Consider the following 16,490-nt stretch of genomic DNA (forward strand, 5'->3'; position numbering starts at 1 on the left):
GTCTATTTTGCTGGTTTTGGTCGGAGCGGTCACCGTTCCGGCGATCGGTCAGCAATTTACCTCGCCGCCCACCCCTGCCGCCACGGCGACCGCGCCGGACTCTGCTGCGGCGCCGAAGGTCGACGAATCGGCGCTTCGCTTCTTCGCCTCGCAGGGCGACAGCCGGCGGCTCGACGCCGAAATAGCGCGGTTGCGCGCGCTTTACCCCAATTGGCAGCCACCCAAGGATCTGTTCAGCCCGACGCCCGACCAGGACCCGGACTTGGCCCGGTTGTGGCAACTGTTCTCGGAGGGGAAGTTCTCCGACATGCGCGCCGCGATCGCGCAGCGGCAGGCCACGGAGCCGGACTGGACGCCGCCGGCCGAACTGATGACCCGGCTCGATGAGGGCGAGGCCGCCCGTCGGCTGGTCAATGCCTCGGAAGCCCGGCAATGGGCGTCGGTTCTGCGCATCGCCACCGACGCGCCGGGCATGCTCGTGTGCGGCAATATGGAAGTGCTGTGGCGGGTGGCGGAAGCCTTTGTCAGGACCGACGCGCCCAAACGTGCGCTCGACGTCTACACCTATATCCTCAACACCTGCACCAATCCCGAGGAGCGTCTCGCCACCGCGCAGAAGGCGATGCAACTGCTCGACGGGCCCGACCTGGACACGCTGCTCGCGCTGGAGCGCACCAATCCCGACGGCACCAGGGAATTTGCCGGCCTGCGCGACGATCTTCTGCGTACCCGCGTCGGCCGCGCGGCGCAGGATGCGTCCGCCACCGTCACGGCCGAGGATCTTGCCGGGCTGGAGACGCTCGCCCGCGGTGGAACGGCAGCCGACGATGCGCTGGTTCTCGGCTGGTACGCCTTCCGGCACGGCGACGCCGCGCGGGCGGTCGACTGGTTCAAGCTTGCGCTGGATCGCGATGGCGGGGCCAAGGCGGCCGAGGGCTATGTGCTCGCGCTGGCGGCGACCCGCCGCGCGCTACAGGCGGAGCCCATCGCCTATCAGTGGCGCGAGTCCGGCGCCGACAACCGCAAGGCCTATATCGACATCATGGCCGGGCTTCTTTCCACTTCGCCGCCGCCGCGCCTCGACCAATCGGTCGTGGCGCGATTTGCCCCGGTCGTCTCCGAGGACAAATCCGCCGCCGGCGCGCAGGCACTCGGCTGGTACGCCTATAATACCGGGCAGATAGGTACCGCCGCCTCCTGGTTTGGTACCGCTGCGCAATGGGCGCCGGACGACGAACCGGCCGCCTATGGTCTTGCTCTCGCGGCGGCCCGGCTGAAGGACAAGGCGACACTTGACGCCGTCGTCGGTCGCTGGGGAACGCGTTCCGATCGCATTCTCGCACTGGTCTCGCCGGAAGCCCGCCGCCGGCTTGCGAGCCGGCCGGCAAGCGTCGCCGTGCCGCCATCGGCACCCGCGACGCCGCCTTCGCGCCCGCAATTGCCGGTTCAGTTGAATACGCCGGTTTCGGAGCCCGGCTATCCCGCGCCACTCGCTGCCGCTACGAGCCCTGAGCCCGGCGCGGGCCGGGCGTCGCCATCGTCCGGCGGGCGCGGCCCCGGCCAATGTGCCGGCTCGACCGAGGCCGCGTTCCGCTCCGGTCGCATTTCGGGCGAGGACGCGGTCGCCCGCGGCTGGTGCCTGCTTGACCTCGACCGCCCGATGGAAGCCGTCGATGCGTTCGATCTCGCCTTCCGTATCAGTACCGGCCGGGTCGCCGAAGATGCGGCCTATGGCAAGTCGCTGGCCTACCTCAGGCTGGGCCTTACCAACCAGGCACAGGTTGCGGCGGTCGAGACATCGCAGCCGTCCGCCCGCGCGGTGGAACTCAGTGCCGATCTTCTCTCCCAGCAAGCGGTCGCGGCCTATCGCGACGCGCGCTATGTCGAGGCCATTCTTGCTTTGGACGAACGCAGCCGCATCGCACCGGAGCAGCAGGACCTGATGATGATCAGGGCCTGGTCCTATTTCAACCTCCGGGATTTTCCTTCGGCCAGACGCCTCTTCGAGGCGCTTCAGGCGGCTGGGTATACGGAGGCCGGTGCGGGCATCGACGCCATCATGGCCACAACCCGCAAATGGCGCAGCTAGAGCATTTTCGAGCGAAGTGGGTTCCGGCTCGCGTGAAGAAAATGCGTAAAAACAAGCGCCTAGAGCCCGTCCGGCAACCCGGCTTTCGCCGGACGGGCCTAGGGCGGGCGTTCCCCTATGCGGCGGCGAGCCGGTGCCCGTGTCGATCTAACCTGCCGCTCACCATGTCTGCTGCGGCGCGGTCCACGCAAAGACGTGTGCCATAAGACATTTCTATCCAATGGATTTGATAATATTAAATCGCCTTTATATTTCGAGACGTGTTTGTTATTCCAAATAAAAATGGCTTGAGCTAACAATATCCGAGTGATTTTTCGCCTTTTATGACGGACGGATGAGTCTCGCATGACAACACTTGCTGGAGCCGAGGCGAGTGCGACCTTCGCATATGACGGCTTCGGCACGCTTGGGCGCATAGGCCTCATCTACATCGCTTCCAGCGTGGTGATGGATGCCGAAATGGCCGCAATGGCGGCGCCCGGTCTTTCGGTGCACACCACGCGTATCCGCCTGCCCAAGGTCACGCTCGAAGGCATCGACGCGATGATGACGGCGCCCGAACTGGAACAGTCGGCGCGCCTGGTCGGGTCCGCCCCGATCGACGTGCTGTGCTTCGGCGGCACCAGTGCCTCGTTCGTCTACGGCACCGCTTATGACAAGGCGCTCATCGCCCGTATGGAAGGCTGGGTGCCCGGTCCCAAGGTGACGACGGCCTCTACCGCTTCGCTGGCCGCGCTGGCCGCGGTGAAGGCCGGCCCGGTGGCGCTGGCGACGCCCTATGTCGACGCCATTCACCAGCGGGCCATCAATTTCCTCCAGTCCAACGGTCACCCGGTGCTGCGGCACGGCAATCTCGGCATTGACGAGGACCATGCCCTGGCCGAGGTGCCGCTGGAGAAAGTCTATGACCTCGTCTGTTCGGTCGATCATCCCGATGCCACCGCCATTTTCATCAGCTGCACCAATTTCCGATCGGTTGGGGTGATTGCGGCGCTGGAGTCGGCACTGGGCAAGCCGGTCATTTCGGCGGTTCAGGCGTCCTTCTGGCACTGCCTGGAGATAACCGGCATCCATGGCGCGCGGCCAGGCTATGGCCGGCTTTTCGACGCGCGCCTTTCCCGTTGAATGACGCACGGGATATCGGGAAGTTCTATGCAAGGCAGCGAATAAATATATTTTATTGATGGGCGGCCAAGCGGCACGCTCCGATGCTGTCGCCATCGGGAGCCGCGAATGGTCCATTCCGCCACTACCTGTTGAGACCGATCCAGCGCTCTTCCGGAGAGGAAGGCGAAGGGGCTGTCGGTGCTTCGCCATGGCGGGCGGGGAGAAGTTCATTCCGCGGCTGCCCGGGGCAACGCGCGTCGTTCTGAGTCACGAGTAGCTCGACGAAGTATTTATTGATATAATAGTTCAAGCCTGAGCGGATATTGCTCGGGCTTTAAGTCGTTATAGAATAATAAAATCAAATAATTTGCCTCACGAGGCAACATTTTTTTGTCTACAAAATAGTCATTTGCTCAAATTTTTCATTATCGAGCGATTCGCATTCAGAGATGCTTGACGATACGGCAATTTCTCGAAAAGTTCAGGCGCATGAGAGTTTTCGATCATGCTTGATCTACCCATCCATGAGGTGAGAGCGCTTCTCGGCCACTGGAAGGTTTCGCCGGGCGCCGCTACTGCCGCCTGTCAGGCGCGGGCCGAGGCGGCGATCCTTTGCGTAAGTACAGCGGCACGCCCGAACGTCCGGCGGCCGCGCAAGGGTGCATGGCAAATGCACAAAGCAGCGGCGCGCCGCGAAGCCGCGCGGCCGGCAGGTCATGCGGGCCCTTGCCCGCGAGGCATGGGCGTGCCGTTTTCCGCGATGACACCGTGCTGATCACTGGAGGGCAGGTTTTGCAGATCAAGGACGTCCGCGTCAGCGTGCACCGCTTCAAGAACATGGTGCCGCTGATCAACAAGCCGATCGAGGATGATTACCGCATCATCTGCGAGATCGAGACCGATGAGGGGCATGTCGGCATCGGCATGGCGTCGCGCTTTCTTTGGCACGGCGTGGCGGCAATCGTTGAAAAGCATCTCGGTCCGGCGATCCTCGGCATGGACCCACGTGATCTGGAGAAGATCCATGCCCGACTGCAGCCGCTGATTTCCGAACGCGGCGCGATGACCGGCATCAACCTGTCCGCGCTCTCCTGCGTCGATCTGGCGCTCTGGGACGTGATCGGCAAGGCGAGCAACCGTACCGTGGCCCAGATGCTCGGCGGGGCCAAGGATTACGCCGATGCCTATGTCACCTATGGCTTCGGCGCGTTCGAGACCGAACACCTCGTCGAAATGGCCAACATATTGATCGGCAAGGGGCATACGCGCCTCAAGATGCTGGTCGGCACCGGCCGTGGGCTGGTGGAGGACGCGCGCCGCGTCGCCGCCGTGCGCGAGGCGGTCGGCGAGGACATCCTGCTCGCGGTGGACGCCAATGAGAGTCTGCGGGCGGAAGAGGCGCTGCGCATCGCCCGGATGATCGAGCCCTACAATATCGCCTGGTTCGAGGACCCGCTGCAGCGTGTCGACGCCCGCGACATGGGCAATATGCGCAAGCGTACCAGCATCCCGCTCTCCGCCGGCCAGATGGACGGGCATTCGCTGCGCTTCCGTGAGTGGATCGAGCACGATGCGATCGACATCTTCATGCCGAACAGCATGTATAATGGCGGAATGACCGAGACGAGGCGGGTCGCTCATCTCTCCCAGATCTATAATAAGCCTTTGTCAGATGCGGGTGGCGGCGGCGTCTGGTGCCTTCATCACGTCGCCGGGTTCAGAAACGGCACGCTCGCCGAAATCCACCTCGGAACCGAACAGGTCGAAGAGCAGATGTTCGTCGAACCGCCGAGGCCGGTGAACGGGCGGATCGCCATCCCGGCCGCGCCGGGCTTCGGCGTCATTCTCGACAAGGATGTCCTCAAGGAAACGCTCGTCACGGCGTGACGGGCCAACGCAGGAGACGGAGATATGACACGTCGTTTTACGTCCAGTGCCGTCCTCGGCGCGCTCGTTCTTGGCGCGGCCCTTTTCGCCGTCCCCGCCAATGCCCAGCCGCTGCACCTCAAGATCGCCAGCCCGTCGCCGGCCGGCGGCTTTGACACCGTCATGGCGCAGAAGGTCGCGGACAAAATGAAGGCCAAGATGGGCGATCAGTTCACCTATGAGCTGTTCGACAACGCCACGATCGGCGACGAGGTCGTGCACATGCAGCAGGTGCGCACCGGCCAGATCGACATGACGCCGCTCGGTTCGGATGCCGTGACGCTCGATCCGGCATGGGCGGTGTTCGACATGCCGTTCATCTTCGCTGATCGCGCGGCGGTGGCCAAGGCGCTGGATGGCCCGTTCGGCGAGAAAATGGCGGCTTCCATGCGGGAGCAGGCCGGTCTCGAAGTGTTGGCCTTCGGCGAGATCGGCTTCCGCCAGATCACCAACAGCGTGCGCCCGATCAAGACCCCGGCGGATTTCCAGGGCATGAAGATCCGCGTTCCGGGCAGCGAGACCCGCATGTTGACCTTCAAGACGCTCGGTGCGACGCCGGTCAACATGAATTTCGGCGAGGTCTTCCTGGCGCTGCAGAACAAGACCATTGACGGCCAGGAGAACCCGCTGAACGACATCGTCGAGCGCTCGCTCAACGAGGTCCAGCCCAACATCTCGATCTCCAACCACGTCTACACGCCGGTCACCTTCGTGATGAACGCACGGAAGTACGCGGCTCTGCCCGACGACCAGAAGGCAATGCTGAAGGAGGCCGCGCTCGAAGCCGCCAAGGAAGTGCGCGAGCTTGGCGCGGTCAAGGACGTCGAACTCCTCGCCGAGCTCAAGCAAGCCGGCAAGAACGAGATCATCGAGATCGACCGCGACTCGTTCGTCGCCGCGTCGCAGCCGCTCTACGAACAGATCGGCGCGATCGCCGGCGGCACCTACGCCGCCGACCTGCTGGAGGCCGTGAAGTAGCGCCAGCCAGTCCCCGCATCTGTGGCGACCGGCGGCCTGTGGTTCGCCGGTCGCCACTTTCAGGAACGGACGCGATGTCTTTGCCCGCCCCACCCGCCCCGAACGACGAGGACCTCCGCCGGCAATTGGAGGAGGCCGAATTCGAGGTCGAGCTCGGACAGAACGAACGCGGCGTCGACGCCTGGATCAATGGCATCGCCGGCGCCCTCGGGGCGGCGACGCTCGCCGTCATCACCATCCTGGTCTTCACCAATGGCGCGCTGCGCTATCTCTTCAATTTCGGCATCATCTGGGCGGACGAGATCGTGATCGCGCTCGTTCCCTGGCTCACCATGATCGGCATGTTCCTGTCGGTGCGCCGGCGGGAGATCATCCGCATCACCCATTTCGCCAATCGCCTGCCGGAGCGCTTTCGGCGCGTCGCCAATGCCTTCGCCGATCTGCTCTCGGCGGCCTCCTTCGCCTATCTCGCCTTCTTCTCGCTGGACTATTTCGCCCTGTTCGGCGGTGACAGGACCATTTACCTGAAGATTCCGAAGGGCTGGTTCGTCTCGGCGATGGTCATCGGTTCGGTGCTGCTCGCGCTCGCCTTCCTGGTGGATTTGCTGCGCAGTCTGCGCGCCCCGCGCGCCGCGCCGATCTCCGAGGAGGGGGCGGCACGATGACCGGCGCCCTCATTGCCATCGGCATTCTGCTCTGCCTCCTCGTGCTCGGCGTGCCGATGATCGCGGCGCTGCTGACGGCGGTCGCGCTGCTGCTTTATCTCAGCGGCCAGTGGGGCCTGTCACTGCCGCAGACCATGGTGGTGGGAATGTCCAGCTACACGCTGCTGGCGCTGCCGCTGTTCGTCTATGCCGGCAGCCTGATGAATTCCGGCGGCATCGCCGTGCGGCTGTTCGACTTCGCCCGCTCGCTGATCGGCTGGACCAAGGGCGGGTTGGCGCAGGTGGACGTGCTGACCAGCATCTTCTTCGGCGGCATGGTGGGCTCGTCAGCGGCCGATCTTGCCGGCACCGGATCGGTGATGATCCCGGCGATGAAGCGTCACGGCTATTCCGGCTCTCTGGCCTCTGCCGTTACCGCCTCGTCCTCCGGCGTCGGCCCGCTGATCCCGCCATCCTCGCCGGCCATTCTCTACAGCGCGGTCACCGGCACCTCGCTCAGCGCGCTGTTCCTCGCTGGCCTCATCCCCGGCCTGCTGCTGGGCCTTGTCTTCATGCTCACCATTGCGTGGCTGGCGCGGCGGCACGGCTATCCCACCTATGGCCGCTTCTCGCTGCGCGAGGTGTGGAAAACCGGCCTTGCCGCCGCCTTCGCGCTCGGCATGCCCGGGCTGATCATCGGCGGGCTGGTGGTCGGCGCCTTCACCCCGTCGGAGGCCGGCGCGTTCGGTGCGTTCTACGCGGCCTTCGTTTCCTGCGCGATCTATCGCACGCTCGATTTCAGGGGGCTCTATCGCGCCACCGTCGCGGCGGTGCAGATGACTGGGGAACTGCTCGGCATCGTTGCCCTGTCGGTGGCGCTCGGCAGCGCCCTGTCCGCCGCCCATGTGCCGCAGGCCTTCACCGGCCTCATTGATCTGATCACCATCGGCGACAGCATGTTCATGCGCCTGCTGGCGATGATGGTCATTGCTGTCATTGCCGGCATGTTCATCGATCCGCTCATCCCGGTGCTGGTGCCGGTGCTGATGCCGGCGCTGCTGGCCTACGGAATCGACCTCACCCAATTCGGCGTGCTGATGATCATGGCGGTGGTGATCGGCCAGATCACGCCTCCGGTGGCGATGTCGCTCATCATCACCGCCCGCATCGCCAAGGTCGACCAGTGGCAGGTGTTCCGGGCCAACATGCCGTTCTTCGTCGTTACGCTCGGGTTCACCCTGCTGCTGATCGGGGTGCCAGGTCTCTCGACATGGCTGCCCGCCTATATGAATGACTGACCGGCGCGGGGACGATGTGAGGGAGTTCGGCTGGTGAAGGACGAGTGGGCGATCATGAACTGGGTCAAGCGCGGCAATGTCCGCTCCAAGATCTGGGCGATTCTTCCGGTGGACAGCGCCGCGGTCCTGCCTCGCATCGACGACAGCGGACATTGGGAGGATTTCCGCCGGCTTGCCGCCCAGCGCTTCGCCGGCCACGCCGCCGCCGCCGAGGCGATCGAGGCGGATGGCTTCTGTTTCATCACCGAGGCACTGGCGATCGGGCCGCTGGTCAACTGAGCCCGCCTGCCGGATTGCCGTTCTGTTTCCCGTAGCACCGGAAATGCGCCAGAATTGTTTCCTGGCGTTGCGCACGCCGGGATAGCAATGCTGGTTCGTAAAATTCTCCGGCGCGGGCCCGGCCGGGCGGCTATAGGGACGGCATGAACGACATGCGCGGTTCGGATGCGGGCAGCGGCCCGCACATACTTGTGGTCGACGACGACCAGCAGATACGCAAACTGCTCGGGCGCTATCTCGCCGAGCAGAATTTTCGCGTGTCGCTTGCGGCTGACGGCCGGGAGGCGGAGCGCCGCCTCACCGAGGGCCGCATCGACCTGGTGGTGCTCGACCTGATGCTGCCGGACGTGTCCGGCCTCGACCTGTGCCGGGCGATCCGCGCGCGCTCCCCGGTCCCGATCATCCTGCTCACCGCGCTGAAGGAGGATGTGGACCGGATCATCGGGCTTGAGATCGGCGCCGACGACTATCTCGGCAAGCCGTTCAACCCGCGTGAACTGGTGGCCCGTATCCGCGCCGTGCTCCGCCGCCTGTCGCCGCGCGACACGGCGCCCATGGCGCCGGTCCTGCGCATGCGCTTCGGCGGCTTCATGGCCGATCCGACCAGCCGCCAGTTATGGGACCCCGACGGCCGGGAGATCGTCCTCACCGGGGCCGAGTTCGATCTCCTCCTCGCCCTGCTGGAGCGGCCCGGACGGATGCTCTCGCGCGAGCAGCTCCTCGACATCACCCATGGTCGGGCCTCGGGAGGGTTCGACCGCTCGATCGACGTGCTGATCAGCCGTCTGCGGCGCAAGCTGGGCGACGCGGGGAGTTTCCAGATCATCAAGACCCTGCGCAATGGGGGCTATCAGCTGGCCGCGCGTGTCGACCTTGCGCCGGGGCCCGAGGTACCTCCCGCGTGAACACGATCCGCACCAAGCTCACGGCGCTTCTGGTCGGCTCGGTGCTCGGCGTGCTCGTGGTGGCGACCGGGCTGTCCCTCCTCATTCTGACGCCCCCTGACTTCGGGCGGATGGACGATGCGGCGGCGGTACAGCTCGGCATGCTGATCGATCTCGCCGAACGCACTCAGGAAGCGGTGAACGAGGGCCCCTATGGCCGAATCTCGTCCGCGCCGGCAGGCGGGCCGCGTGTCGAGCCGGCCACCGAGGGCATCAACGCGGCCCTCGGCCGGCGCGGGCGCGCCCTGCAGATCGTCGTCACCGAGCCGCCCGATGTGGGGTGGCCGACCATTTCCGCCCGGCTTTCCGATGGGCGCTGGCTGATCGTGCCGCTGGCGGTGCCGAAGCCCAGACCCGAGGATTCGTGGGGGTTAATCGGCTGGATTCTACTGGTGGCGCTCGGCGTCACGCTGGTCATGATCTTCGCCGTCCGTCGGCTTACCGAACCGCTGGCGTTGCTGCAACGGACCGCCGATGCCATTACGCCCTGCAGCGACGTCGATCCGGTTCCCGAGAAGGGGCCTGCCGAGGTGCGGGCGGCGGCGCGCGCCATCAACCAGCTGGCGACGCGGCTGAGGCAGGTGATGGAAAGCCGCATGCGGCTCGTTGCGGCGGCCGGGCACGATCTGCGCACGCCGATGACGCGCATGCGGCTTCGCGCCGAATTTTTACCCAGGGAAGATCGAACGGCCTTCATTGATGACCTCGACGAACTGGACCGGATCGCCGACAGCGCCATCCGCCTCGTGCGCGAGGAGGTGGAGAGCAATAGCGGCGAATTCCTGCGTCTCGACGCCATGGTGGCCGACACGACGGCGGAGCTTCGCGAGATCGGCTACGGGGTGAACCTGACGCAGACCTGCTCGGCGACCATAGCTGCGCGGCCGGAGGCGCTGCGGCGGGCCCTGCGCAATCTCTTTATCAACGCCGCCACCCACGGGCGGCAGGCGACCGTGCGGATGGCGGCGGCCGGCGGCAAGGTTCAGGTGCTGGTGGAGGATGTCGGTCCGGGCATTCCCGAGGAACTGCTGCCGCGTGTGTTCGAACCGTTCTTCCGGGTCGACCCGGCGCGCGGCGCGTCGACCCCGGGTGCCGGGCTGGGCCTCGCCATCGCCGAGCAGATCGTTACCCGCAATGGCGGGACGCTAAGGCTGGAGAACATGCCGGTCGGGCTGCGCCAGATGCTTGAATTCCCGGTGGTGACGCAGGGGGAGGGAGGTGACTGAAGGCGTATAACCCAAGGAAGGTGTTGCGTGGCCGCGCCTTTCCGGGCTGTGATGGCGCCGTCCCCCCTTTTGCCGGAGCCGGTCATGGCCAACTACGTGAAGATCAGCGGTTTCCTTGGTGCCTGCATTACGGGCGCGGTGCATTTCCTCACGGACCTGCGCAAGGCTCCCGCCCTCGCGGAGGAGGCCGGCTATGGCGACCTCCCCAAGCTGCCCAGACCCAAGCCGACGCTCATCCCCATCATGAAGATCGCCCCGGCGATCGGCTGGGCACCGGGCCAGAAGCCGAAGCCGGCGCCGGGCTTCAAGGTCAGCTTCTTCGCCGAGAATCTCGATCATCCGCGCTGGGTCTATGAGCTGCCCAATGGCGACATTCTCGTCGCCGAGACCGCCGGCCCGCCCTGGCCGGCGGGGATCTTCAGCCTGCGCTGGTGGGCGATGGGCTTCGTCATGGCGCGCGCCGGTGCCGGCGTGAAGAGCGCCAACCGCATCACCCTGCTGCGCGACGCCGATGGCGACGGCGTGGCCGAGATCAAGCTGCCCTTCCTGGAGAACCTCTATTCGCCCTTCGGCATGGCGCTGGTCGGCGACCAGCTCTACGTCGCCAACGCCGATGCGCTGGTGCGCTTTCCCTATGTGCCCGGCGCCACCCGCATCGACGCGCCGCCGGTGAAGGTGTGCGACCTGCCTTCGGGCCGAAACCATCACTGGACCAAGAGCCTGGTCGCCAACAAGGAGGGCACCAAGCTCTATGTCGGCGTCGGCTCCAACTCCAACGTTGCCGAGTATGGCATGGGGGAGGAGGTCGACCGCGCCGCCATCCTCGAAGTGGACATCGCCACCGGCACGCGGCGCGTCTTCGCCGGCGGCCTGCGCAACCCGGTCGGCATGGACTGGAACCCGGTCACCGGCGAATTATGGACCAGCGTCAACGAGCGCGATGAGATCGGCGACGACCTCGTGCCGGACTACATGACCTCGGTGAAGGACGGCGCCTTCTATGGCTGGCCCTATTGCTACTACGACAAGATCGTCGACGAGCGGGTGAAGCCGCAGCGGCCGGATCTGGTCGCCGCCTCGCTCAAGCCGGATTACGCGCTGGGCTCGCATACCGCCTCGCTTGGCCTGACCTTCGTCGATGACGACCGCTTCGGCGCCCGCTTCACCCATGGTGCCTTCATCGGCCAGCACGGCTCCTGGAATCGCAACCCGCCGTCCGGCTACCGGGTGATCTTCGTGCCCTTCACCGAGGGCAAGCCGGCCGGCCCGCCGGAGGAAATCCTCGGCGGCTTCCGGGTCGACGGCAAGGCGCTGGGCCGTCCGGTCGGGGTGATCGTCGACCGGCGCGGCGGGCTGCTGGTAGTCGACGATGTCGGCGACTGCATCTGGCGCGTAACGCCGGCCTGATACGGGCAGGCAGTTTCCGCTCCAGCACATAGGTTTGGAAGGCATTGAGCCGTATGCCGCGCTCCTAGTCCGGCCTGTGGGCGTCGATCATGGCCCACCAGGAGACAAGGCGATCCCACGGGTCCCGGACGACGGCGAATTTGAAGTAGCTGTTCCAATAGTGATGACCATAGCGCTCGCGTAAATCGCGCGCATATAATGCTCGTCAGTAAGATAAACGCATTGTCCGAACAGTTAAATTATTGAATTTCCGCCCATTTTTTGAATGTGTATGAGTATTTCCTTGTGGGTATGGCATATGACATTGGCCTTCATGGAGGTATTTTTGTGTTGTTAATTGAAGTTCATGGATAATAGAGAAATCATAGGCGATCATGACCGGAATATGAAGATCATTGGACTGGTTCCAAGTATCTTTGTCGGGAGGCATTCAACGACCTGCGGCTCAGCGGACCCTTCCGCCGGCGCTGCGAATGGCTTAAGTGCGCGGGAGATTTTCTCGGGAACCTTCGCGCGCATGATCCGGCTCGACTCCATCGGCAAGCAGAACGGCAAGCAGCTCGTCTTCATCGAGGCATCGGCGACGCTGCTGAAGGGTGAAAAGGTGGGGCTCGTCGGCCCCAATGGCGCGGGCAAGACCACGCTGTTCCGCCTCATCACCGGCGAGGAGGCCCCGGACGAGGGGCAGGTCGCTGTCGATCGCGGCATCACCATCGGCTATTTCAGCCAGGATGTCGGCGACATGGCCGGCAAGTCGGTGCTCGCCGAGGTGATGGACGGTGCCGGGCCGATCAGCGTCATTTCCGCCGAATTGCGCGCGCTGGAGGCCGCCATGGTCGACCCCGGCCGCGCCGACGAGATGGACGCCATCATCGAACGCTATGGCGAGGTACAGGCGCGTTTCGAGGAACTTGACGGCTATTCGCTGGAGGGCCGCGCCAGCGAGGTTCTGGCCGGTCTCGGCTTCTCCCAGGAGATGATGGACGGCGATGTCGGTCGGCTGTCGGGCGGCTGGAAGATGCGCGTGGCGCTCGGCCGCATCCTGCTGATGCGCCCCGACGTGATGCTGCTCGACGAACCCTCGAACCATCTCGACATCGAGAGCCTGATCTGGCTGGAGGCTTTCCTGAAGAACTTCGACGGCGCGTTGATGATGACCTCGCACGACCGCGCCTTCATGAACCGGATCGTCAACAAGGTGGTCGAGATCGACGCTGGTTCACTCACCTCATTCTCCGGCGACTACGAATTCTACGCCCAGCAGCGTGCGCTGTCGGAGAAGCAGCAGCAGGCGCAGTTCGAGCGCCAGCAGGCGATGCTGGCCAAGGAGATCGCCTTCATCGAGCGGTTCAAGGCGCGCGCCTCCCATGCCGCGCAGGTGCAGAGCCGGGTGAAGAAGCTCGACAAGATCGAGCGGGTCGAGCCGCCGCGCCGGCGCCAGACGGTGGCGTTCGAATTCCAGCCGCCGCCGCGCTCCGGCGAGGACGTGGTCAGCCTGAAGAATGTGTACAAGGGTTATGGCGCCCGCCGGATCTATGACGGGCTCGACTTCCATGTCCGCCGGCGCGAGCGCTGGTGTGTCATGGGCGTCAACGGCGCCGGAAAGTCGACGCTGCTGAAGCTGGTGGCGGGAGAGACCACGCCGGACGACGGCAGTGTGTCCGTCGGCGGCAGCGTGAAGATGGCCTATTTCGCCCAGCATGCCATGGAGGTGCTGGAAGGCGAGCGCACCGTGTTCGAGACGCTGGAAGATGCCTTTCCGCAGGCCGGGCAGGGCTCCCTGCGCTCGTTGCTCGGCTGCTTCGGCTTTTCCGGCGACGACGTGGACAAGAAGTGCCGCGTGCTCTCCGGCGGCGAGAAGGCGCGTCTCGCCATGGCCCGCATGCTCTACGACCCGCCGAACTTCCTCGTGCTCGACGAGCCGACCAACCATCTCGACATCGCCACCAAGGAAATGCTGATCGCCGCGCTGGCCGACTATGAGGGGACGATGCTATTCGTCAGCCATGACCGGCACTTCCTCGCCGCGCTGTCGAACCGCGTGCTGGAACTGACGCCGGACGGCATCCACCAATATGGCGGCGGCTATACCGAATATGTCGCCCGCACCGGGCAGGAAGCGCCCGGGCTGCGCAACTGAGGGGGCAGGGCGTCAGCCCATGCAGGCATCCTCGGTCGCGCTGTAGCCGGCCGGCTTCGGCGCGTTCTTCGCCGGCTGGCCCCGGCCGAGCGCGCCGTCGGACCGCGCCCTGAGATAGATGAAGATGGCGTCGATGTAGCACATCACGTTGGGGTTTACCCCGAAGGCCGGCATGACGAGGTCCTGGCTGGCGCTCACGTTCTTCTTGCCGTTGGTGACGGTGTCGAGAAACTGGCTGTAGCTCAGGTTCTGCAGGGCATCGACGAGCGAGGGCGCGAAGGTCGAGCCGAGCCCATCCGGGCCATGGCACTGCATGCAATTGGCGGTGTAGCGGATGTAGCCGACCGAGGTGTACCAGTCGACCGTGCCGTCCTTGTCGATGTGAAAGGTCGGGTTGCCCTGCTTGTCGCTGTACTCGCCGTCAGTTGAGCTGACGGCGGCAGGGTCGCCGGAGGGGTCGGCGAGCGTCGGGGACAACAGCAGGAGAAGGCTGGCGGCAATGGCCGCGCCAAGGCGTGCAGGCATGCGATCCTCCCGCTCCGCCGTCTTGTTGTGGAATGGCGCGCGGTCGGAGCGCGCAATGCTCCGCCGCCCGGCGCGCGCGGTCAAGCAGGAGATCGGGCCTTGGGGTGGGTGGCGCCTGACGCCCGCGGCGAACGGTCTCGTCGGGAGAGAGGCGCGCGCGGGGAGGGCGCATCAAAGGCGGCGGCCGCCCGCAACGGATAATCGCGGGCCCGATGCCGTCAGAGCCGGTCGCGATGCCTCGGAGGCGGGGCGGGAAGGTCGCCGCCGCCCGGCCTGCCGGCAGACGCCGAAGGATCAGGTCAGGGGCTGACCGGGAAGAAGACGGTGCCGCTCTTGCCTTCGGTGGTCGAAATCGCCGCAGCGACACCGACGCCGGTGCCGATCGTGGCGGCGATGCCGAGAGTGGGGTCGACGGTCGGCGTGACCGCACTGGTCGATTCCGTCGCGCAAATCGTCTTGGTTGACGAACTGGCAACCGTCAGCGGTTTGCGGGAAATGTATCCGAATACCGCGCTGCCATCGCCGATCACTGAAATCTTGTCGCCGGCCCTGAGCTTCATGCCGACCGTCGCCGGCTCGAAACCATTGCCGCGATCCACCATCACCGAGCCTGTGATCGACGTGATTTGGCCGACGGGGCGTTTCAGGGGGGAATAGCAGACATCATTGGCTGCCGACGCACTGCTGATCGCCGCCAGCGACAAGACGCCAGCCGCCAGCAGGGAAGAAACAATTCGCATTACCAGTCCCTTGGCCTTCGACGGAAACAGACGGCCGCACAGCACCGCTGGCACCTGATACCACTATTATGCTTGTGGGAAGCTAACCATTCGGGGTGACACGGACAAGACGAGATCCATCAGATCCGCGCCCGTTACATGGCGGCGGTTCAAAAAGCCCATTTCCTGGGGCACAGGCGGGCGCTATCCAAACCGGAGCACGTACAGTCACGACTCCGCCTGCCGCCCTCTGCGGGCGGCAAGACGGCGACCCGTCGAATCAGGGGCTGACCGGGAAGAAGACGGTGCCACTCTTGCTGTCGGTCGTCGAAATCGCCGCCGCCGTAGCACCCGCGATAGCGAGCATTCCGAACGTGCCGACTGTCGGGCTGATGCCGCTGGCATTGGTCTGCAGCATGCCGCAGCCCGGCACCCGGATCGTCTCGGTCGTAGAAGCCGGAACCATCAGGGTCCGATCATCGCCGAAGTCGACCACAGCCCTGCCCTGGCCGCGCACGGCGATCTTGTCGCCACCCCTCAGCGAGGTGCCGATCACGCCGGGTACGAAGCCATTGCCCCTGTCGACCATGACGGAGCCGACCGCTTGAGTCAGCCTGCCCGCAGCCAGACAGGCATCGTCGGCTTTTGCGCTGCCCATGGCGCCGACCGACAGACAGCCAGCCATCACCACCGCGAAAATGGAATACTTCATCGTCCCTCTGACCTCCGACAGGCTAAGTTCCGCAGGGTTGCTCTTAGCACATGAAGGCAAACCGGTTGCAGAAATAATTGGCAATATGGTGAAAGGTTGCCGCATGGCGGCGTTTGCGCCACACCTTTTCCGGATCGGCGGGCAGGATACAACCTGCGGGTCGGGGCGCAAAATGGGCGCCAAGGCTGGATTTCGGCCTGCCCCGCAGCTTATAGCGTGCCCGCATGGCTTTGCGAGGGAGAGCGCGATGGATGGCGACGAACTGCGGAAGATTTTGTGCCGGCTGGAATCAGGAATGGTGCTTACCGTGCCGGATGCGTGGGTCGACAAGACAATCGCCGGTTCCCATGTGACCCGCGCCCGCCTTGTCGCCGAGATCGCGCGGCAGTTTTTTTGCAACCATTATCAGGATTACGGCTCGCAGCGGTTCGAGAAGCAGGAAGTCGGGGCGACCGGCTGAAGGGCGACGTAACGGGCCTCCAGACGAATTTTCAGG

General features: G+C 64.9%; 15 protein-coding genes and 1 pseudogene. 12 read left to right on the forward strand and 4 right to left on the reverse strand.

Features of this window, described 5'->3' with window-relative positions:
• Positions 1-7 precede the first annotated feature (7 nt).
• The 10 genes from KHC23_RS01735 to KHC23_RS01780 all read left to right on the forward strand — a co-directional run bounded on the left by KHC23_RS01735 (position 8) and on the right by KHC23_RS01780 (position 11,898).
• Positions 8-2,089 carry a hypothetical protein gene (locus tag KHC23_RS01735; RefSeq protein WP_246543970.1) on the forward strand — a complete coding sequence of 694 codons (2,082 nt, stop codon included), beginning with the start codon at positions 8-10 and terminating at the stop codon, positions 2,087-2,089.
• Between the two features lie 345 nt (positions 2,090-2,434).
• Entirely contained in the window at positions 2,435-3,214 is a 780-nt protein-coding gene (locus tag KHC23_RS01740; RefSeq protein ID WP_213368738.1) for a maleate cis-trans isomerase family protein, read from the forward strand.
• A 750-nt stretch (positions 3,215-3,964) separates the two neighbouring features.
• Positions 3,965-5,083 carry a mandelate racemase/muconate lactonizing enzyme family protein gene (locus KHC23_RS01745; RefSeq protein WP_271188724.1) on the forward strand — a complete coding sequence of 373 codons (1,119 nt, stop codon included), beginning with the start codon at positions 3,965-3,967 and terminating at the stop codon, positions 5,081-5,083.
• Between the two features lie 24 nt (positions 5,084-5,107).
• Positions 5,108-6,100 (forward strand): TRAP transporter substrate-binding protein, encoded by a 993-nt coding sequence (locus KHC23_RS01750; protein WP_213368740.1) that lies wholly within the window; start codon positions 5,108-5,110, stop codon positions 6,098-6,100.
• A gap of 74 nt (positions 6,101-6,174) precedes the next feature.
• On the forward strand, positions 6,175-6,765 hold the full coding sequence (locus KHC23_RS01755) for a TRAP transporter small permease (RefSeq protein ID WP_213368742.1): 591 nt from the start codon (positions 6,175-6,177) through the stop codon (positions 6,763-6,765).
• The gene (locus KHC23_RS01760; protein ID WP_213368744.1) at positions 6,762-8,042 is read left to right on the forward strand and encodes a TRAP transporter large permease; all 1,281 of its coding nucleotides are present in this window, start codon (positions 6,762-6,764) and stop codon (positions 8,040-8,042) included. Before KHC23_RS01755 ends, KHC23_RS01760 begins: the two co-directional genes overlap by 4 nt.
• Positions 8,043-8,075: 33 nt before the next feature.
• The gene (locus tag KHC23_RS01765; RefSeq protein WP_213368746.1) at positions 8,076-8,321 is read left to right on the forward strand and encodes a hypothetical protein; all 246 of its coding nucleotides are present in this window, start codon (positions 8,076-8,078) and stop codon (positions 8,319-8,321) included.
• A gap of 143 nt (positions 8,322-8,464) precedes the next feature.
• Entirely contained in the window at positions 8,465-9,226 is a 762-nt protein-coding gene (locus tag KHC23_RS01770; protein ID WP_246543972.1) for a response regulator transcription factor, read from the forward strand.
• Positions 9,223-10,491 (forward strand): ATP-binding protein, encoded by a 1,269-nt coding sequence (locus tag KHC23_RS01775; protein ID WP_213368747.1) that lies wholly within the window; start codon positions 9,223-9,225, stop codon positions 10,489-10,491. The genes KHC23_RS01770 and KHC23_RS01775 overlap by 4 nt, the downstream gene beginning before the upstream one ends.
• Before the next feature lie 84 nt (positions 10,492-10,575).
• Complete coding sequence (locus KHC23_RS01780; protein WP_213368749.1) at positions 10,576-11,898, forward strand: PQQ-dependent sugar dehydrogenase; 1,323 nt, start codon at positions 10,576-10,578, stop codon at positions 11,896-11,898.
• A gap of 64 nt (positions 11,899-11,962) precedes the next feature.
• Here KHC23_RS01780 and KHC23_RS24830 read toward each other — a convergent pair.
• A pseudogene (locus tag KHC23_RS24830) lies at positions 11,963-12,055 on the reverse strand (sulfotransferase family 2 domain-containing protein); the annotation flags it as partial.
• Between the two features lie 360 nt (positions 12,056-12,415).
• Here KHC23_RS24830 and KHC23_RS01790 point away from each other — a divergent pair.
• A complete protein-coding gene (locus tag KHC23_RS01790) occupies positions 12,416-14,038 on the forward strand; it encodes an ABC-F family ATP-binding cassette domain-containing protein (protein WP_213368751.1) in 1,623 nt (540 codons plus the stop codon).
• A gap of 12 nt (positions 14,039-14,050) precedes the next feature.
• Here the strand turns inward: KHC23_RS01790 and KHC23_RS01795 are convergent, their stop codons facing one another.
• The 3 genes from KHC23_RS01795 to KHC23_RS01805 form a co-directional block, all read right to left on the reverse strand.
• Positions 14,051-14,563 carry a c-type cytochrome, methanol metabolism-related gene (locus KHC23_RS01795; protein ID WP_213368752.1) on the reverse strand — a complete coding sequence of 171 codons (513 nt, stop codon included), beginning with the start codon at positions 14,561-14,563 and terminating at the stop codon, positions 14,051-14,053.
• A gap of 299 nt (positions 14,564-14,862) precedes the next feature.
• On the reverse strand, positions 14,863-15,348 hold the full coding sequence (locus tag KHC23_RS01800) for a FecR family protein (RefSeq protein WP_246543974.1): 486 nt from the start codon (positions 15,346-15,348) through the stop codon (positions 14,863-14,865).
• Positions 15,349-15,562: 214 nt separating this feature from the next.
• Entirely contained in the window at positions 15,563-15,994 is a 432-nt protein-coding gene (locus tag KHC23_RS01805; protein WP_213368754.1) for a hypothetical protein, read from the reverse strand.
• A 247-nt stretch (positions 15,995-16,241) separates the two neighbouring features.
• Between KHC23_RS01805 and KHC23_RS01810 the strand changes: the two genes are divergently transcribed.
• The gene (locus KHC23_RS01810; RefSeq protein WP_213368756.1) at positions 16,242-16,454 is read left to right on the forward strand and encodes a hypothetical protein; all 213 of its coding nucleotides are present in this window, start codon (positions 16,242-16,244) and stop codon (positions 16,452-16,454) included.
• Positions 16,455-16,490: the final 36 nt, after the last annotated feature.

The organism is Ancylobacter dichloromethanicus, assembly GCF_018390645.1.
GTDB classification, from domain to species: domain Bacteria; phylum Pseudomonadota; class Alphaproteobacteria; order Rhizobiales; family Xanthobacteraceae; genus Ancylobacter; species Ancylobacter dichloromethanicus.